Source organism: Arthrobacter sp. 05N429 (assembly GCF_056397045.1).
Genome location: NZ_JBFTMQ010000003.1, coordinates 84,666 through 100,669 on the forward strand (window position 1 = coordinate 84,666; position 16,004 = coordinate 100,669).

Genomic DNA, 16,004 nt, shown 5'->3' on the forward strand with positions numbered 1-16,004 from the left:
TAAATAATAGAAAGATCGACAATGGCACGAACTGGCCCCAAAAATACAGCCCTCAGGGTGCTGGTCTGGCTCGGCGTTATCCTTGCCGTCCTGACCGCTGTCCTGGCAGGCGGCACCATGGCCGGCCAGGCGAGCTGGGCTCCCAAGCTCGCCCTGGATCTTGAAGGCGGCACCCAGATGATCCTGGCGCCCAAGGTTGAGGGCGGTTCGGACATCACCGAAGAACAGCTCAACCAGGCCGTGGCGATCATCCGCCAGCGCGTGGACGGCTCCGGCGTGGCAGAAGCTGAGATCAGCACGCAGTCCGGACGCAATGTCGTGGTCAGCCTTCCCGGCACCCCGTCAAAGGAAACCCGCGCGCTGATCCAGGCATCCGCCGACATGAACTTCCGGCCTGTGCTGCAGGCCGGTCCCGGTGCGGCAGTCCCCGCGGAGGCACTGACTCCGGAGGACCAGCTGCCCAAGCCCACCGCGGAGCCCGCCAACGGCAGCGACGTGAACTGGGTAACCCCCGAGCTCTACAAGAAGTTTGAGACGCTCGACTGTGACAACCCGTCGCAGGACAAGCAGGAACGCTCCGACCCGGCCCAGCCGCTGGTCACGTGCGAACCCGCTTCCGAGGGCCGGCCCGCGATCAAGTACATCCTCGGCCCGGTTGAGGTCAAGGGATCGAACATCTCGGGTTCCTCCTTCCAGCTGCAGCGCGGTGCCCAGGGCGCGGTGACCAACGAGTGGGCTGTGAACATCCAGTTCAACGACGAAGGCACGGCCAAGTTCAAGACGGTCACCGAGCGGTTGAACAAGTTCTACGTCGAAGCCGGCGGCGAGAGCGGCTCGGATCCGAAGTCGCAGTTCGCCATTGTCCTGGACGACCAGGTCATCTCCGCCCCGCGCTCCCAGGCAGTCATCACTGATGGCCGCCCGCAGATCACCGGCGGTTTCACGGAGCAGTCCGCGAAGGCCCTCTCCGACCAGCTCCGCTTCGGCGCCCTGCCGATCAGCTTCGAGATCCAGAGCGAACAGCAGATTTCCGCGACCCTCGGTGGTGAGCAGCTCCGCATGGGCCTGCTCGCCGGCCTGATCGGCCTGCTGCTGGTGGTGGTGTACTCCCTGTTCCAGTACCGGGCACTGGGCCTCGTCACCGTCGCCTCCCTCGTGGTCGCGGGCGCATTGACGTTCCTGGCTATCGACATCCTGGGCTGGACCGAGAACTACCGGCTTTCCCTCGCCGGTGTCGCGGGCATCATCGTGGCCATCGGCCAGACCGCGGACTCGTTCATCGTCTACTTCGAACGAATCCGCGATGAGCTCCGTGAAGGCCGAGGCCTTGTCTCGGCAGTCGAGAACGGCTGGAAGCGTGCAAAGCGCACGGTCCTGGCGTCCAAGGCCGTCAACCTGCTGGCCGCCGTCGTTCTGTACTTCGTGGCGGTAGGCAACGTCCGCGGCTTCGCGTTCACGCTCGGCCTGACCGCCCTCGCCGACCTGCTCGTCGTCTTCACGTTCACCCACCCGACCCTGCAGCTGCTGGCCCGCACCAAGTTCTTCGGTGAAGGCCACCCGCTCTCCGGGCTGGACCCGAAGAGCCTCGGCGCCGTCCCCTTGTACCGGGGCGCGGGCAGGTTCCGCACCCCTGCGGACAAGCCGGCCCAGGTTGCCGCGCTCCGCGCCAAGAACACCGGCGCCGCGGCTGAAGCCGAACGCCGGATGACCATTGCAGAACGACGTCTCGCCGAACGGCAGGAACAGCTTGCTGGTTCCTCCAAGAGCTCGTCCAAGGAGGGCAACTAAATGGCCACCAGCTTCGCCAATTTCGGTAACGAGCTCTACACGGGCAAGCGCTCGTACGACTTCGTCGGATCCAAGAAAATCTGGTTCCTGATCGCGGCCGTCCTGGTGGCGCTCTCGATCCTCCTGCCCGTCGCCAAGGGCGGCTTCAACCTCGGCATCGAATTCCGGGGCGGCTCGGAATTCACCGTCTCCAACGTGAAGACCACGGACCCCTCTGTCGGCGAGAAGGCCGTCGAGGATGTTGTCCCCAGCAGCATCCCGCGGGTGGCCAACGTCGCGGGCAACACGATGCGGATCCAGACGGACAAGCTCACGGAAGACGAAACGCTCCAGATCAAAGCCGGCCTCACCGAGGCCTACGGCGTAACGGACAATGAGGTGACATCCACCTTCATCGGCCCCACATGGGGCGCTGACGTCACCAAGCAGGCCCTGTTGGGCCTGGCGATCTTCGTCGGACTCGCCGCGGTGCTGATGGCGCTGTACTTCCGGACCTGGAAGATGTCGCTCTCGGCGATCGTCGGCATGCTGGTGACCATGTTCATCACCGCCGGCGTCTACGCTCTGAGCGATTTCGAAGTCACGCCCTCGGCGATCATCGGCTTCCTGACCGTGTTGAGCTATTCGCTCTATGACACCGTGGTGGTCTTCGACAAGATCCGCGAGAACACGGCGGACCTGCAGGCCTCCACACGGCGGACCTTCGGCGAGGAAGTCAACCTCGCCGTCAACCAGACCCTGGTCCGTTCCATCAACACGATGATGGTGGCCATCCTGCCCGTCGGCGCCATCCTGTTCATTGGCGCCGGTCTGTTGGGTGCCGGAACGCTGCGGGACCTCTCGCTGGCCCTGTTCGTGGGCATCCTGATCGGCACGGCGGCCACGATCTTCATCGCTGCACCGCTCTACGCCTGGCTGCGCCAGGGCGAGCCGGAACTGGTCAAGCAGGCCGAGCGTGTGGCACACCGCCGCGCCCAGGCCGCCGCCAAGGCTGAGTCCCCGGCGGAGCCCGCCACGGCTTAGCCGCAGCGGTCCTGCAGGACCGGTCACCGCCGCCGGGATCTGCCCCGCGGTCCGACGGGCCGGAGAACGTCATTCGTGACGCTCTCCGGCCCGTCGCCGTATGGACGCCGGTTATCGAAGTATCCTGCTGCGGGAATAGACTGGAAGAATTAACGGGTTCGGAGAGGTGCTCCATTGGAAGAACGTTCGACGCCGGTGCCATCAGCGCCGGTGGCTAAGGCTTCAGGCCAGGGTTCGCAGACTGGTGTGGTGGCTCCCGGACGCGCCGATCCGCCGGTGCCCGTAGACAGTTCGGGCGCACGCCCCACGTTCCCCGGCCGTCGTGAACGCACCCGTTCCCGGCTTGCCCGCCTGACCGGGCGCGGCGCCCCCGCCTATTCCCCCATCCTTGAGCCGCTGCTGCGCACGGTCCGGGCCAACAACCCGAAAGAGGATTTCGACCTCATCCAGCGTGCCTTCATCGTGGCGGAGCGCTGCCACCGCGGGCAGAAGCGCAAGAGCGGTGACCCCTACATCACGCACCCGGTGGCGGTGGCCACCATCCTGGCCGAGCTCGGGCTCAGCGGAACCACACTGGCAGCGGCGCTCCTGCACGACACCGTCGAGGACACCTCCTACACCCTGGATGACCTGAGGGGCGAGTTCGGGCCGGAAGTGGCCATGCTGGTGGACGGTGTCACCAAGCTGGACAAGGTCAGCTTTGGCGAGGCCGCGCAATCCGAAACTGTCCGAAAAATGGTCGTGGCCATGGCCAAGGACATCCGGGTCCTGATGATCAAGCTGGCCGACCGGCTGCACAACGCCAGGACCTGGCGCTTTGTCTCGGCCGAATCCTCGGCGCGCAAGGCCCGGGAGACCCTGGAAATCTTCGCCCCGCTGGCGCACCGGCTCGGCATGAACACCATCAAGTGGGAGCTGGAAGACCTTTCCTTCGCGGCCCTGTACCCGAAGGTCTACGAGGAAATCGTGCGCATGGTGGGGGACCGGACCCCCGAACGCGAAAAGAACCTCTCCGTCATCCGCAACCAGATCACCGAGGACCTGCGCGAAGCCAAGATCAAGGCCACCATCACGGGCCGGCCGAAGCATTACTACTCGATCTACCAGAAGATGATCGTCCGGGATAAGGATTTCGACGACATCAACGACCTGATGGGCGTCAGGGTCCTGGTGGACTCGGTCCGGGACTGTTACGCGGCCCTGGGCGCCATGCACTCGCGCTGGAACCCCCTCCCTGGGCGGTTCAAGGACTACATCGCGATGCCCAAGTTCAACATGTACCAGTCGCTGCACACTACGGTGATCGGTCCGGGCGGCAAACCCGTGGAGATCCAGATCCGTACCCACGAGATGCACCGCCGCGCCGAATACGGCGTCGCCGCGCACTGGAAGTACAAGGACCAGCCGAACCGCACGGCTGCCGGGCCGGGAAGCCCGCGCGACGGCGACATGGGCTGGCTCCGGTCCCTCGTGGACTGGCAGCAGGAAACGTCCGATCCCGGCGAATTCCTCGACTCCCTGCGCTTTGAAATCAATGCCCGGGAAGTGTTTGTCTTCACGCCCAAGGGCGAGGTCATGGCCCTGCCCGCGGGCTCCACGCCCGTGGACTTCGCGTATGCCGTCCACACCGAGGTGGGCCACCGGACCATCGGTGCCCGCGTCAATGGCAAACTGGTCCCGCTCAACAGTGAACTCAACCACGGCGACTGGGTGGAGATCTTTACCTCTAAGGCCGAAGGGGCCGGGCCCAGCCAGGACTGGCAGCATTTCGTCAAGAGCGCCCGCGCCCGCAACAAGATCAGGCAGTGGTTCAGCAAGGAACGCCGCGAGGAGTCGATCGACCGCGGCAAGGAACTGCTGACCAAGGCGATGCGCAAGCAGAACCTCCCGCTGCAGCGCCTCATGACGCATGACGCCCTCGCCGCCGTGGCCGAGGATTTCAAGTACGTCGACATATCCGGCCTCTACGCCGGTGTGGGGGACGGGCACACCTCCGCGCAGTCCGTCATGGAACGCCTGGTCGAGAGCCTCGGCGGCAACGACACCCCCGAGGACGACCTCACCGAGGTATCCATCCCGACCCAGGTCACGAAGGCCCGGTATTCCGATTCCGGAGTCGTGGTGCGCGGCGTGGACGACGTCTGGGTGAAACTCGCGCGCTGCTGCACGCCGGTACCGCCTGACCCGATCCTGGGGTTCGTCACCCGCGGCTCCGGCGTCTCGGTGCACCGGACGGACTGCACCAACGTCAGCGGACTGCTGGAGCAGCCGGACCGGATCGTCGAGGTCGACTGGGCACCCACCCAGTCGAGCGTCTTCCTGGTGGAAATCCAGGTCGAAGCGCTCGACCGCAAATCCTTGCTTTCGGATGTGACGCGGATCCTGTCCGAGAACCACGTCAACATTCTGGCGGCCAGCGTGCACACATCCACGGACCGGGTGGCGATCTCCAAATTCGCCTTCGAGATGGGCGACCCCAAGTACCTGAGCCATGTGCTGAGCGCCGTCCGCCGCATCGACGGCGTCTTCGACGTGTACCGCACTACCGGCAACCGGCGGCGCAGCTAATACGCTGCCGGCCTTCGGATCCGCCGCCGGCTAAGGCGCCGGGCCGGCCCGGAGGTGCTCGAGCTTCGCCAGAGCGGCGTTCTTGTGCGGCACCCTCGGGGTGGCCTCCACAGCGAGCCTGAGCAGGCGCAGCCGCACGCCCAGTTCGGGCTGGGCCAGGAGCGCGCGCAGGGCCGGTATGGCCCGCTCGGCGTCCACGTGCAGGGCGATGTCCACTGAGGTCCGCAGCGGGCTGGAGACCATCAGTCCGCCCAGGCTCACGACGTCGAACGCTCCGAGGCGCACTTCATGGAACGTGCAGCCCCGCATGGACCTGAGGCTGGAAATCCGCCGGTTGGCGTCCACGAGCAGGGCGAGCCGGTCCGGTTCAGCGGCGCAGCCATAGATCCAGGCCGCAGTCATCCTTCCTGCAACGACCCGCTGCCGGATTGCCGGGCGGATGAGGACGGCCGCGGCGCGGGCCCGGAGCTGCGGAGTGGCCCGGCTGCCCGGGGGCAGATAGCCGCGCTGGTAGAGCTGGGTCAGCACGCCGTCGGACGCCATGGCCTGCAGTTCGGGCCAGGTGAAAAGCGCCCCGGGGGAGTAGAGCTCAAGCGGTGCCGCGTGAGACGGTGCCAAGTCAGACGTAGGCGGGGCGGTCGCTGAAGGGCCGGAAACATTGACCATCCAGCCATCCTGTCCGGTCCTGGAGAAAGCGAACAGGCCCCGTCCCGGTCATGTGGATAACCGGTGCGGGGCCTGTATCAAACAGCCAGCTTCAGTGGCTGGTGCTTCCGTCTAGGAGAGCTCGCTCGCTGACTTCTCGAGCTGTTCCAGCCAGGCCTCACGGGCCTCGAGGGCTTCCTTTGCGGCCTTGATCTTGCGCTCGTCGCCGGCCTTCTCTGCCTTGGCGAGGTCATCCCGGAGCCCGGAGATGGCGGATTCCAGCTGCGTCAGAGCGCTGTTGGTGCGCGCCTTCGTCTCAGGATTGGACCGCTTCCAGTTCTCGTCCTCGGCGTGGCGTACGGCGTCTTCGACCTTGCGGAGTCCGGCTTCAACGCGTCCCATGTCGGCGCGGGGAACCTTGCCGGCCTCTTCCCAGCGGTCGCGGATGGACTGGAGGGCCTTCTTGGCGGCCGCGAGGTCCGTGATGGGGAGCAGCTCGTTGGCTTCCGCCAGCAGGGCTTCCTTGACCACCAGGTTCGCGCCGTATTCCTGGTCGATCTCGTCGTTGGCAGCCTGCCGGTGGGTGAAGAAGACGTCCTGCGCGGCACGGAAACGGGCCCAGAGGGCGTCGTCGTCCTTGCGGCTGGCGCGCGGTGAGGCCTTCCACTGGTCCATCAGGCGGCGGTACTCGCCCGCGGCAAAGCCCCAGTCGGTGGACGTCGAGAGCGCTTCCGCCTCGGTGATCAGCTTTTCCTTGGCGGCCTTGGCTGCCGAGTTGTTGCTGTCCAGCTGGGAGAAGTATGCGCGGCGGTGCCGGTCAAAGACCGTGCGTGCGGCACGGAAGCGCTTCCAGAGGGCGTCTTCGTTGCTGCGGCCAAGACGGACACCGCTCTTCTGCGCGGTCTTCCAGCTCTCGAACAGTTCGTTCATCCGGGCGCTGGAGGTCTTCCACTGGATCTGGGCCGGGTCGTGGCCGGCGATCTCTTCAGCTTCGGCGACGATGGCTTCGCGGGCCTTCAGTTCGGCGGCCCGGACGGCGTCGTGTTCAGCCTTCTCGGTCTTTTCAAGCGCGGTGATCTGCTGGGCGAGGGTGTCCAGGCGGGCCTCGGCGGAGCGGAGGTCGCCCACCATGTTGCGCTCAGCCAGCTGTTCGCGCAGGTGGGTGACGGTCTTCTGCATGTCCGTGGTGGGCGCCTTGGAGCTGACGCGCTGTTCCAGCAGGACAATCTGCGCGACGATGTCGTCGTACTTCCGGGCGAAGTAGCCCAGGGCTTCGTCATCGCTGACGCCCGGGTACTGGCCGACGGGATGCTCCTCGCCGTCGACGGTCAGGAATACGTGGCCGTCACCTTCAACGCGGCCCCAGCGGGCCGCTTCGGCCAGCGACGCGGCGGAGGACACAGCTGCCGGCGCGGCGGCGGGGGCGGCAGGTGAGGGCTTGGCCTTCGGACGTGCCGCGAATGCAGCCGGTGACGGCGCGGGCCGGGCGGTGGCCGGGGCCGGAGCTGGTTCCTTGGCGGGCGCTGCGGGAGCTGCTTCTTCGGCCGGGGCGGCGGCCTCAGTGGCGGCCGGAGCCTCGGGTGCAGCGTCCTCGGCGGGAGCCTCTGTCGCCTCGGGAGCCTCAGGCGTGGTCTCGGCGTCGGCCGCAGGGACCTCGGGTGCCGTCTCGGTCACCGCTTCCGGCACCGTGTTTTCGGGAGTGTCGGTCGCCTGAGCTGGCACGTTGGCCTCAGCTTCGGTCTCGTTGGCAGCTGCTGCTGACACTGTTTCGTCGGATTTCTGACTGTCTGTCACCGCTAGAAGTCTTTCGCTTGGAGGGAAATACCGGGGCCGTGGCCACAAGGGCAACGGCTGGTTACTTCAGAGAGAACGAGTCTATCGTGACTGGTTCCGCGGGTGCGCCGTCTGTGGCGTTATCACCCGGTTTTAGTCCGGCGGCCGCAATATTGGCCACCACGTCCAGGCCTGAGGTCACCTTGCCCACCACCGTGTAGCCGCCGGCGGCGTCGGCCGGAATGACGGTGTCCTTGTACACGATGAAGAACTGTGTACCGTTGCCGTACGCGTTTCCGCCGCTCCTGGCGACGGCGATGGTACCGGCGGGGTAGTTGTTGTCCTGCGGCGTGTTCTCCAGCGGACCCCAGGTGAAGCTCGGGTCGCTGCTGCCGTCGCCGGCCTTGGAGCCGCACTGCAGCACGCCGAAGGTCTCGGCCGTGGTGAGCCGGTGGCAGTTGAGCCCGGTGTAGAAGTTCTGGTCCGCAAGGGACTTGAAGACGGCGGTTGCCTGGGGCGCGGCCGTGCCGTCGAGTTCGACGCCGAGCGTGCCGCTGTTGAGCTTGAGTTCGCCGGTGAAAGTCTGGCCGGCCGCCGTTTCGGGCTTCGGGATGTTCTCGGCGTTACTGGTAGGTGGGGCCGAGGGCGTGGCCGGGGGAGTAGCCGAGGGGGTGGTCAGCCCGGCCTGGGCGGCGGCATATTCGTCTTCGGTCGGATTGGACGAGAAGACGGTCAGCTGGAGCACCAGGGCAACCACCAGTGCGGCGGTGCCGGCGCCAATGGCGAGGACGTTGTCGCGCTTCCGGCGCTTGTCCTGCTCCTTGCGCAGCTCGCGCTTTGCCTCCATTTGCTGGACGCGCCGCTTGGCTTCGCGGGCGCTCCGTGAATTGGCCGCCAAAAGTCCTCCTGCTTGTCTGGCCGAAACCGGGCGGCGCCGGGGCGCCGCCTTGTATTCAGCGGTAATGCTGCCGGCAGTCGGGACGTACCGGACGCATTAGAAGTTGCGGGCGCGGAACGCATAAACTGACTGCCGCACACAGTTTATGCATGACCGGCCGCTCTGCTGCCTTTCTGATCCCCGTTTCGGACGGCCCGTTTCGGCCGCAACCCGGCGCAGCAGGCTCGGGCCGGTTTTACCAGAGGAGAAAATCCACCATGGCACGCACCGCCTCCCTGTCCGGATTCCCCGAGTGGCTTCCCGAGGAACGGCTGGTGGAGCTGCATGTGCTGGACACGCTGCGCCGGGTCTTCGAACTCCATGGCTTTTCCTCGATCGAGACCCGTGCCGTGGAAACCGTCGGGCAGCTGCTGCGCAAGGGCGAGATCGACAAAGAGGTCTACGGGCTGAGCCGGCTGCAGGACGAGGAGAGCGAAGAAGCCAAGTCACACAAAGGCGATCCGCACGCCCTGGCCCTGCACTTCGACCTCACTGTGCCGTTCGCCCGGTATGTCGTCGAAAACGCCGGCTACCTCGCTTTCCCGTTCCGCCGGTACCAGATCCAGAAGGTCTGGCGCGGCGAACGTCCGCAGGAAGGCCGCGCCCGCGAGTTCACCCAGGCGGACATCGACATTGTGGGCGACGGCGAACTCCCGTTCCGTTACGACGTCGAGATTGCCCTGGTCATCGCCGAGGCCCTGAGCGCCCTGCCGATCCCGGACTTCCTGCTCCGGATCAACAACCGCAAGCTGGCGGAGGGCTTCTACAACGGCATCGGCCTCACCGACACCGCCGGGGTGCTGCGCAGCATCGACAAGCTGGAGAAGATCGGGCCGGCCAAGGTGGCGGAACTGCTCAAATCCGAGCTCGGCGCCACCGACGAGCAGGCCCAGTCCGCCCTCAAACTTGCCTCGATCCGCACCGAGGACACCTCCTTCGTGGCGCAGGTCCGCGCGCTGGGGGTCAGCAACGAACTGCTGGAAGAGGGCCTGGCCGAGCTGGAGCAGGTCATCGCCGCAGCCGTCCAGCGGGCGCCCGGCAAGGTGGTCGCGGACCTCAGCATCGCCCGCGGCCTGGACTACTACACCGGCACCGTGGTGGAAACCGTCCTGGTGGGCCATGAGCAGCTCGGCTCGATCTGCTCCGGCGGACGCTACGACGCCCTCGCCAGCAAAGGCAACCGCAAGTTCCCCGGCGTCGGCCTCTCCATCGGCGTGACCCGGCTGGTCTCCCGGATCCTCAGCCAGGACCTCGCCAAGGCAACACGGTCCGTGCCGACCGCCGTGCTGGTGGCGCTCAACAGCGATGACAGCTGGGGCGCGGCGCAGGACGTCGCCGCGGAGCTCCGCGGCCGGGGGATCGCCACCGAGGTCGCCGCCAAGGCCGAGAAATTCGGTAAGCAGATCAAATTCGCCGACCGCCGCGGCATCCCCTTCGTCTGGTTCACCGACGACGACGGCAAGCACCAGGTCAAGGACATCCGCACCGGCGAACAGCTCGACGCCGATCCGGCCACCTGGGCCCCGGCCGCGGACGACCTGCATGTCAGGGTCCTGAAGGCCTAAGCGGCCCGAACGCAGCGCCCGAACGCCGCCTAAGCGGCCCGAACGCAGCGCCCGAACGCCGCCTAAGCGGCGGCGTTCCGGCGCCGCAGCCCCAGCACCACGAAGCGCCCGGCCACGCCCACGGCCAGCACTGCCGCCATGCCCAGCACCGAGGCCGGCGGCAGTGTCACGGCCAGAAGCAGGCAACCGAGGAACCCCAGGACATTGAGCCAGCGCGGCGCGTGCCAGGGGCGCGCGGGCAGGGTGAATGCGGCGGCGTTCGTCACCGAGTAGTAGACCAGCACGCCGAAGCTGGAGAATCCCACTACCGTCAGCACGCTCGTGGTCAGCAGCAGGAGGATGACGGCAGCCGCGACGGTCAGTTCGGCGAGGACGGGAACGGTGTGCGCGCCGCCCACCCGGGCCAGGGGAGAAGGCAGGTCACGTTCCCGCGCCATCGCCATGGCGGTCCGGCCCACTCCCGTGATGAGTGCCAGCAGCGCGCCAAGGCACCCGGCCGCCGCACCGGCCTGGACGAGCGGGGCGCCCGCGCTCAGGTGCGAGCTGGCCACGGCGTCGAGCAGCGGCGCCGTCGAGGTGGCCAGCTGCTCAGCGGGCAGGTGCCACTGCAGCAGCAGCGCCAGCCCGAGGTAGATCACGAAGGCCGCGGCCAGCGCCGCGAAGATGGCGCGCGGAATGGTGCGGGCGGGATCCTTGACCTCTTCGCCGAGCGTTGCGATCCGGGCATAGCCGGCGAAGGCAAAAAACATCAGCCCCGCAGCGGGGAGCACGCCCCAGCCGCCCGCCCCTGCGGCCGCGCCGGGGCCACCGTCGGAGGCGGCATGCGGACCCAGAATCGCGGCGGCCGCCACGAAAGCGAGGGTCGCGAGCACCACGCCCAGCAGGATCCGGGTCAGCAGCGCGGTCCGCGTGATCCCCAGCAGGTTCACGCCCGTCAGGACCACGACGGCGGCCACCGCGAGCGGCGTCGCGAATTCCGGTGTCGCATAGTGGCCGAACGTCAGGGCCATGGCCGCGCAGGAAGCTGTCTTGCCCGTTACGAAACCCCAGCCGGCAATGAAGCCGGGCCATTCGCCGAGCCTGATCCGCCCGTAGACGTAAGTGCCGCCACTGGCGGGATATCTCGCCGCCAACTGGGCGGAGGCCACCGCATTGCAATACGCGATCACACCGGCGACCGCCACGGCGACGGCCAGCAGGGGACCGGCCAGTGCCGCGGCCGGTGCGAAGACCACAAAGACGCCGGCGCCCAGCATCGAGCCGAGCCCGATCGCGGTCGAATCCAGGACGCCCAGCCGGCGCTGCAGGTGCGCCTGATGGTGCTGGCCGGGAGAAGGCTGGCTCGGGTGGCGGCTTGCCATGGCGGGAGGGGCCTTTCCAACGGGTAAACTCGTACGGGATCGTTCCTGTAGCGATCCTATTGAACATGAGTTTTGATTTCCCTCTGTCTTCTTCAGAAAGGCGTGCTGTGCTGCGCACACATGACCTCGGATCCCTTCGCTCCGAGCACATTGGACAAACCGTAACCCTCGCCGGCTGGGTCGGCCGCCGTCGTGACCACGGTGGTGTCGCCTTCGTTGACCTGCGTGACGCCTCGGGCGTGTCCCAGGTGGTCGTCCGTGAAGAAGAGGTCTTCCACGGCCTGCGCAACGAGTTCGTGCTGCAGATCGTGGGCACCGTCTCCCGGCGCCCCGAGGGCAACGAGAACCCCGCTCTGGCCACCGGCGAGATTGAGGTCATGGCCGAGAAGGTCACCATCCTCAACACGTCCGATGCGCTGCCGTTCCAGATTGATGAGCACGTCGAGGTCGGCGAGGAAGCCCGCCTCAAGCACCGCTACCTGGACCTGCGCCGCCCCGGCCCCGCCCGCAACCTGCGCCTGCGCTCCGAGGCCAACCGCGTGGCCCGCGAGCTGCTCCACCAGGACGGCTACGTCGAGATCGAAACCCCGACGCTGACCCGCTCGACGCCGGAAGGCGCCCGCGACTTCGTGGTCCCCGCCCGCCTGGCGCCGGGTTCCTGGTACGCGCTGCCGCAGTCCCCGCAGCTGTTCAAGCAGCTCCTGCAGGTGGGCGGCTTCGAGAAGTACTACCAGATCGCCCGCTGCTACCGCGACGAGGACTTCCGTGCGGACCGCCAGCCGGAATTCACCCAGCTCGACATCGAAGCCAGCTTCGTCGAGCAGGACGACATCATCCGTCTCGGCGAGAACATCGTCAAGGCACTGTGGAAGCTGATCGACGTCGAAATCCCGACGCCGATCCAGCGCATCACCTACCACGACGCCATGGCCCGCTATGGCTCAGACAAGCCGGACCTGCGTTTCGGCCAGGAGCTCACCGAGCTCACCGAGTTCTTCAAGGACACCAACTTCGGTGTGTTCAAGGCGCCTTACGTCGGTGCCGTCGTCATGCCGGGCGGCGCCTCCCAGGCCCGCCGCGCCCTCGACGCGTGGCAGGAATGGGCCAAGCAGCGCGGCGCCAAGGGCCTGGCGTACGTTCTGTACAAGGAAGACGGCGAACTCGCCGGTCCCGTCGCCAAAAACCTCACCGACTCCGAGCGTGCAGGCCTCGCCGACGCCGTCGGCGCCAAGCCCGGCGACTGCATCTTCTTCGCCGCCGGCGAGAAGACCCCGTCCCGCGCCCTTCTCGGCGCTGCCCGCGTGGAGATCGGCCACCGCACCGGCCTGATCAACCCGGCCGACTGGGCCTTCTGCTGGGTGGTGGATGCGCCGATGTTCGAACCTGCCGCAGCCGCCGTGGCGTCCGGTGATGTCGCCGTCGGCGCCGGCAAGTGGACCGCCGTGCACCACGCGTTCACCTCGCCCAAGCCCGAGTTCATGGACAGCTTCGACCAGGATCCCGAGTCGGCCCTGTCCTACGCCTACGACATTGTCTGCAACGGCAACGAAATCGGCGGCGGCTCGATCCGTATCCACGAGCGCGACGTGCAGGAACGGGTCTTCGAACTCATGGGCCTGGACAAGGCAGACGCCCAGACCAAGTTCGGCTTCCTGCTTGAGGGCTTCAAGTTCGGCGCGCCTCCCCACGGCGGCATCGCGTTCGGCTGGGACCGCGTGGTAGCGCTGCTGGCGGGTGTCGAGTCCATCCGCGACGTCATCGCGTTCCCGAAGTCCGGCGGCGGCTTCGACCCGCTGACCCAGGCCCCGGCCCCGATCACGGCGCAGCAGCGCAAGGAAGCCGGCGTGGACTTCAAGCCGGAAGCCAAGAAGGCTGCGCCGCCGGCGGACGACGCCCAGTAGCCTGAACCGATGATCAGCAAAGGCTCTCCGGGAAACCGGGGGGCCTTTGCTGTCGCAGAAACTGCTGTCTCTAAAGTATTGGAAGACGGGGAGGACGGAGGGGTCACATGGCACGGGAACCGATGCCCGGGATTGAAGGGCTGATGGACGCCGCGTGGCCCGCCGCGGAGCGGGAGGAGTCCGGCGGCTGGGTACTCCGGGCCGCCTCCGGCGTGACCCAGCGGGCCAACTCCGTCTGGCCCCGCGAACCCGGCGGCGACATCCACGGGCAGCTCGCCACGCTCCGGGAGGCACGCCTCTGGTACCGGAACCGCCGGCTGCCGCTGATCTTCCAGGTCTTCGATGACCCGCGCTACGCGCCGCTCAACGCCGTGCTGGACGAGGAAGGGTTCACCCGGCAGTCCGAGACCCTGGTGCTGGTCAGTGATGGAAGGACAGATGCCCCTGCTGCCGATCCCGGCGTCGAGATTTCCACGGAGCCCACCGCGGAGTGGCTGCGGCTGTGGTGGAGCGTGGACGGACGCGGCGACGAGACTGCCCTCGCCGTCGCCCGCGGGATCCTTGAACGCTGCCCCTCGCTGTACGCCCTCGTCCGGGACGACGCCGGCCGGCCGGCCGCCGTCGGACGCCTTGCCGTTCCTCCCGGCGCTGCCGGCGGTACGGGAGGGCTGTACTGCATGGTGACGCGTCCGGACGCCCGGCGGCACGGCTATGCCTCCCGCATCCTGCAGGCGCTGCTGCGCGAAGGTGACGCCCGGGGCCTCGGCAGTTATTGGCTGCTGGTGATGGCCTCCAATGCCGGAGCCCGCGAACTCTACGACCGCGCTGGGTTCCGCGCGGCGGGCCGGTACCTCTACCGGCAGGAACGGCCGAAGCGCCACCTGACCGGCTGCTGACTTCCCGTCCGCTATGCCCACCGGCTGCCGCCAGCATCCTGACAGTGGCCGGCTTTACCCTGGTTGTCGATTATCGATAGAATCTCATTGTTCATCGACAAGGGAGCCCATTGGGAAAGCTAACAGTCCTCGCACTCCGCGCAGTCCTCGCGATGGGGCTCGCCGGCTCTCTGTTCGTGCAGGTGTGGATGGTGCCGCTGCTGTCCATCGATTTGGAGGAGTCCGGTGCTCCCAGCGGGCCGCGCATCGCTCTCTTGGTGATCGTGGTCCTGGGCATCGTGAGCGTTCAGGTCACCCTGGGGTGTGTGTGGCGTCTGCTGACGATGGTGCGTCGAGGAACGGTGTTCTCCCACGCCGCTTTCCGGTTCGTGGACGTCATCTTCGGAGCCATCGTGGCCGCATCGCTGCTGATGTTCGGCATCGCCGTCATCCTTGCGCCGGGCGAGACCGCTCCCGGCGTCGTTCTTTTGACCTGCGGGGCGTCCCTGATGATCGCCGGGACGGCACTGATCGTCCGGGTGCTTCGGACCCTTCTGGCCCAGGCGGTCGCCCGTGATGCTGAAGCGAGATTCTTGCGGACTGAACTGGACGAGGTGATTTGATGCCGATCGTCGTCGACATCGACTTGCTGCTTGCCAAGCGCAAGATGCCCGTCGGAGTGCTTGCGGACCGCGTCGGCATCACGCCCACGAACCTGGCGGTGCTCAAGAACGGCCGCGCCAAGGCTATACGCTTCACGACGCTCGAAGCGCTGTGCGCAGTACTCGACTGCCAGCCTGGAGAACTGCTGCACTGGGAGCCCGACGCTTCGACGGCCGTGACGTCAGCCGGCGACGGCCGTGAACGCCCATTCCTGCATGGAGGGGCCGAGCCGTGACCGGCAGGCTAGGGGCCCGCGGATGGCCGGTGCGCGAGGAGAACGGCCTGGGGCGTCTTTTCCTGAGCACGCGCCTGGCGTGTCATCCGGGCGATCACGCTGAAGCCGGAGTCCGTCAGGAGTCCGGCGATGGTCTCCGGTGTGAACAGCTGGGACTCCAGCGACACGTCGTGCCCGTAGGCGCGTGAGAGATGCCGGTGGCCCTCACCGACCTGGAAGCTGAGCAGTGCATGGCCCCCGGGCGTCAGGACGCGGAAGAATTCGGCGAACACCCGGGGGAGTTCCTCGGGCGGCGAATGGATGATCGAATACCAGGCGAAGACCCCGCCCAGCTGCATGTCCGCGAAAGGAAGCTCCGACAGCCCGGCGGCGTCAAAGCTGAGCCCAGGATAGTTTCTGCGTGCCACGGAGATCATCCCGGGGGACAAATCAATCCCTGACACGTCCACACCGAGTGACGCCAGAAGCCGGGTCATGCGGCCTGTCCCGCACCCGGCATCGACCACGGATTGGGCGTTCCCCTCGGTCACGTGTGCGACGAACGCTCTGATCATGCCGTGGTCCGCCGGTGCTTCGAAGCGGGCATCCGGGAGCAGGCGGGCGTAACTTTCCGCAACGGCGTCGTATGTTGAGCGGACACTGTCGAGGCGCTCATCAGCATTCATCCGGA

Annotated in this window: 13 protein-coding genes; 8 read left to right on the forward strand and 5 right to left on the reverse strand. The window is 67.0% G+C overall.

All coding sequences use genetic code 11. The features are described 5' to 3' along the window. Nucleotides 1–21: 21 nt before the first annotated feature. From secD to AC1DF4_RS07380, 3 genes are all read left to right on the forward strand, one after another. Nucleotides 22–1,788, forward strand: coding sequence for a protein translocase subunit SecD (gene secD / locus AC1DF4_RS07370; protein ID WP_476912272.1), 1,767 nt, complete (start codon nt 22–24; stop codon nt 1,786–1,788). Further along, nucleotides 1,789–2,811 carry a protein translocase subunit SecF gene (gene secF / locus AC1DF4_RS07375; RefSeq protein WP_476912273.1) on the forward strand — a complete coding sequence of 341 codons (1,023 nt, stop codon included), beginning with the start codon at nt 1,789–1,791 and terminating at the stop codon, nt 2,809–2,811. 174 nt (nt 2,812–2,985) lie between these two features. Next, nucleotides 2,986–5,379 (forward strand): RelA/SpoT family protein, encoded by a 2,394-nt coding sequence (locus AC1DF4_RS07380; protein ID WP_476864804.1) that lies wholly within the window; start codon nt 2,986–2,988, stop codon nt 5,377–5,379. A 30-nt stretch (nt 5,380–5,409) separates the two neighbouring features. Here the strand turns inward: AC1DF4_RS07380 and AC1DF4_RS07385 are convergent, their stop codons facing one another. The 3 genes from AC1DF4_RS07385 to AC1DF4_RS07395 all read right to left on the reverse strand — a co-directional run bounded on the left by AC1DF4_RS07385 (nt 5,410) and on the right by AC1DF4_RS07395 (nt 8,695). Next, the gene (locus AC1DF4_RS07385) at nt 5,410–5,997 is read right to left on the reverse strand and encodes a hypothetical protein (RefSeq protein ID WP_476912274.1); all 588 of its coding nucleotides are present in this window, start codon (nt 5,995–5,997) and stop codon (nt 5,410–5,412) included. Nucleotides 5,998–6,156: 159 nt separating this feature from the next. Further along, the gene (locus AC1DF4_RS07390; RefSeq protein WP_476912275.1) at nt 6,157–7,818 is read right to left on the reverse strand and encodes a DUF349 domain-containing protein; all 1,662 of its coding nucleotides are present in this window, start codon (nt 7,816–7,818) and stop codon (nt 6,157–6,159) included. Between the two features lie 61 nt (nt 7,819–7,879). Next, nucleotides 7,880–8,695, reverse strand: coding sequence for a peptidylprolyl isomerase (locus AC1DF4_RS07395; RefSeq protein WP_476912276.1), 816 nt, complete (start codon nt 8,693–8,695; stop codon nt 7,880–7,882). A 257-nt stretch (nt 8,696–8,952) separates the two neighbouring features. Here AC1DF4_RS07395 and hisS point away from each other — a divergent pair, with 257 nt between their 5' ends. Continuing rightward, nucleotides 8,953–10,299, forward strand: coding sequence for a histidine--tRNA ligase (gene hisS, locus AC1DF4_RS07400; RefSeq protein WP_476912277.1), 1,347 nt, complete (start codon nt 8,953–8,955; stop codon nt 10,297–10,299). A 62-nt stretch (nt 10,300–10,361) separates the two neighbouring features. Here hisS and AC1DF4_RS07405 read toward each other — a convergent pair whose 3' ends face one another. Then, a complete protein-coding gene (locus tag AC1DF4_RS07405) occupies nt 10,362–11,660 on the reverse strand; it encodes an APC family permease (protein WP_476912278.1) in 1,299 nt (432 codons plus the stop codon). A gap of 107 nt (nt 11,661–11,767) precedes the next feature. On the opposite strand from AC1DF4_RS07405, the gene aspS reads away from it, so the two are divergent. The 4 genes from aspS to AC1DF4_RS07425 all read left to right on the forward strand — a co-directional run bounded on the left by aspS (nt 11,768) and on the right by AC1DF4_RS07425 (nt 15,334). Further along, nucleotides 11,768–13,561 (forward strand): aspartate--tRNA ligase, encoded by a 1,794-nt coding sequence (gene aspS / locus AC1DF4_RS07410; protein ID WP_476912279.1) that lies wholly within the window; start codon nt 11,768–11,770, stop codon nt 13,559–13,561. Nucleotides 13,562–13,668: 107 nt separating this feature from the next. Then, nucleotides 13,669–14,457, forward strand: a complete 789-nt coding sequence (locus tag AC1DF4_RS07415; protein ID WP_476912280.1) for a GNAT family N-acetyltransferase — start codon at nt 13,669–13,671, stop codon at nt 14,455–14,457. 110 nt (nt 14,458–14,567) lie between these two features. After that, a complete protein-coding gene (locus AC1DF4_RS07420; protein WP_476912281.1) occupies nt 14,568–15,059 on the forward strand; it encodes a DUF2975 domain-containing protein in 492 nt (163 codons plus the stop codon). After that, complete coding sequence (locus AC1DF4_RS07425) at nt 15,059–15,334, forward strand: helix-turn-helix domain-containing protein (protein ID WP_476912282.1); 276 nt, start codon at nt 15,059–15,061, stop codon at nt 15,332–15,334. The genes AC1DF4_RS07420 and AC1DF4_RS07425 overlap by 1 nt, the downstream gene beginning before the upstream one ends. Nucleotides 15,335–15,342: 8 nt before the next feature. On the opposite strand, the gene AC1DF4_RS07430 is transcribed toward AC1DF4_RS07425, so the two are convergent. Beyond that, nucleotides 15,343–15,999, reverse strand: a complete 657-nt coding sequence (locus AC1DF4_RS07430) for a class I SAM-dependent DNA methyltransferase (protein ID WP_476912283.1) — start codon at nt 15,997–15,999, stop codon at nt 15,343–15,345. Nucleotides 16,000–16,004 lie beyond the last annotated feature (5 nt).

Coding starts and splice junctions, on each gene's coding strand:
- hisS (WP_476912277.1), top strand. CDS start 8,953: ATGGCACGCACCGCCTCCCTGTCCGGATTCCCCGAGTGGCTTCCCGAG.
- AC1DF4_RS07405 (WP_476912278.1), bottom strand. CDS start 11,660: ATGGCAAGCCGCCACCCGAGCCAGCCTTCTCCCGGCCAGCACCATCAG.
- AC1DF4_RS07415 (WP_476912280.1), top strand. CDS start 13,669: ATGGCACGGGAACCGATGCCCGGGATTGAAGGGCTGATGGACGCCGCG.
- secF (WP_476912273.1), top strand. CDS start 1,789: ATGGCCACCAGCTTCGCCAATTTCGGTAACGAGCTCTACACGGGCAAG.
- AC1DF4_RS07425 (WP_476912282.1), top strand. CDS start 15,059: ATGCCGATCGTCGTCGACATCGACTTGCTGCTTGCCAAGCGCAAGATG.
- AC1DF4_RS07430 (WP_476912283.1), bottom strand. CDS start 15,999: ATGAATGCTGATGAGCGCCTCGACAGTGTCCGCTCAACATACGACGCC.
- secD (WP_476912272.1), top strand. CDS start 22: ATGGCACGAACTGGCCCCAAAAATACAGCCCTCAGGGTGCTGGTCTGG.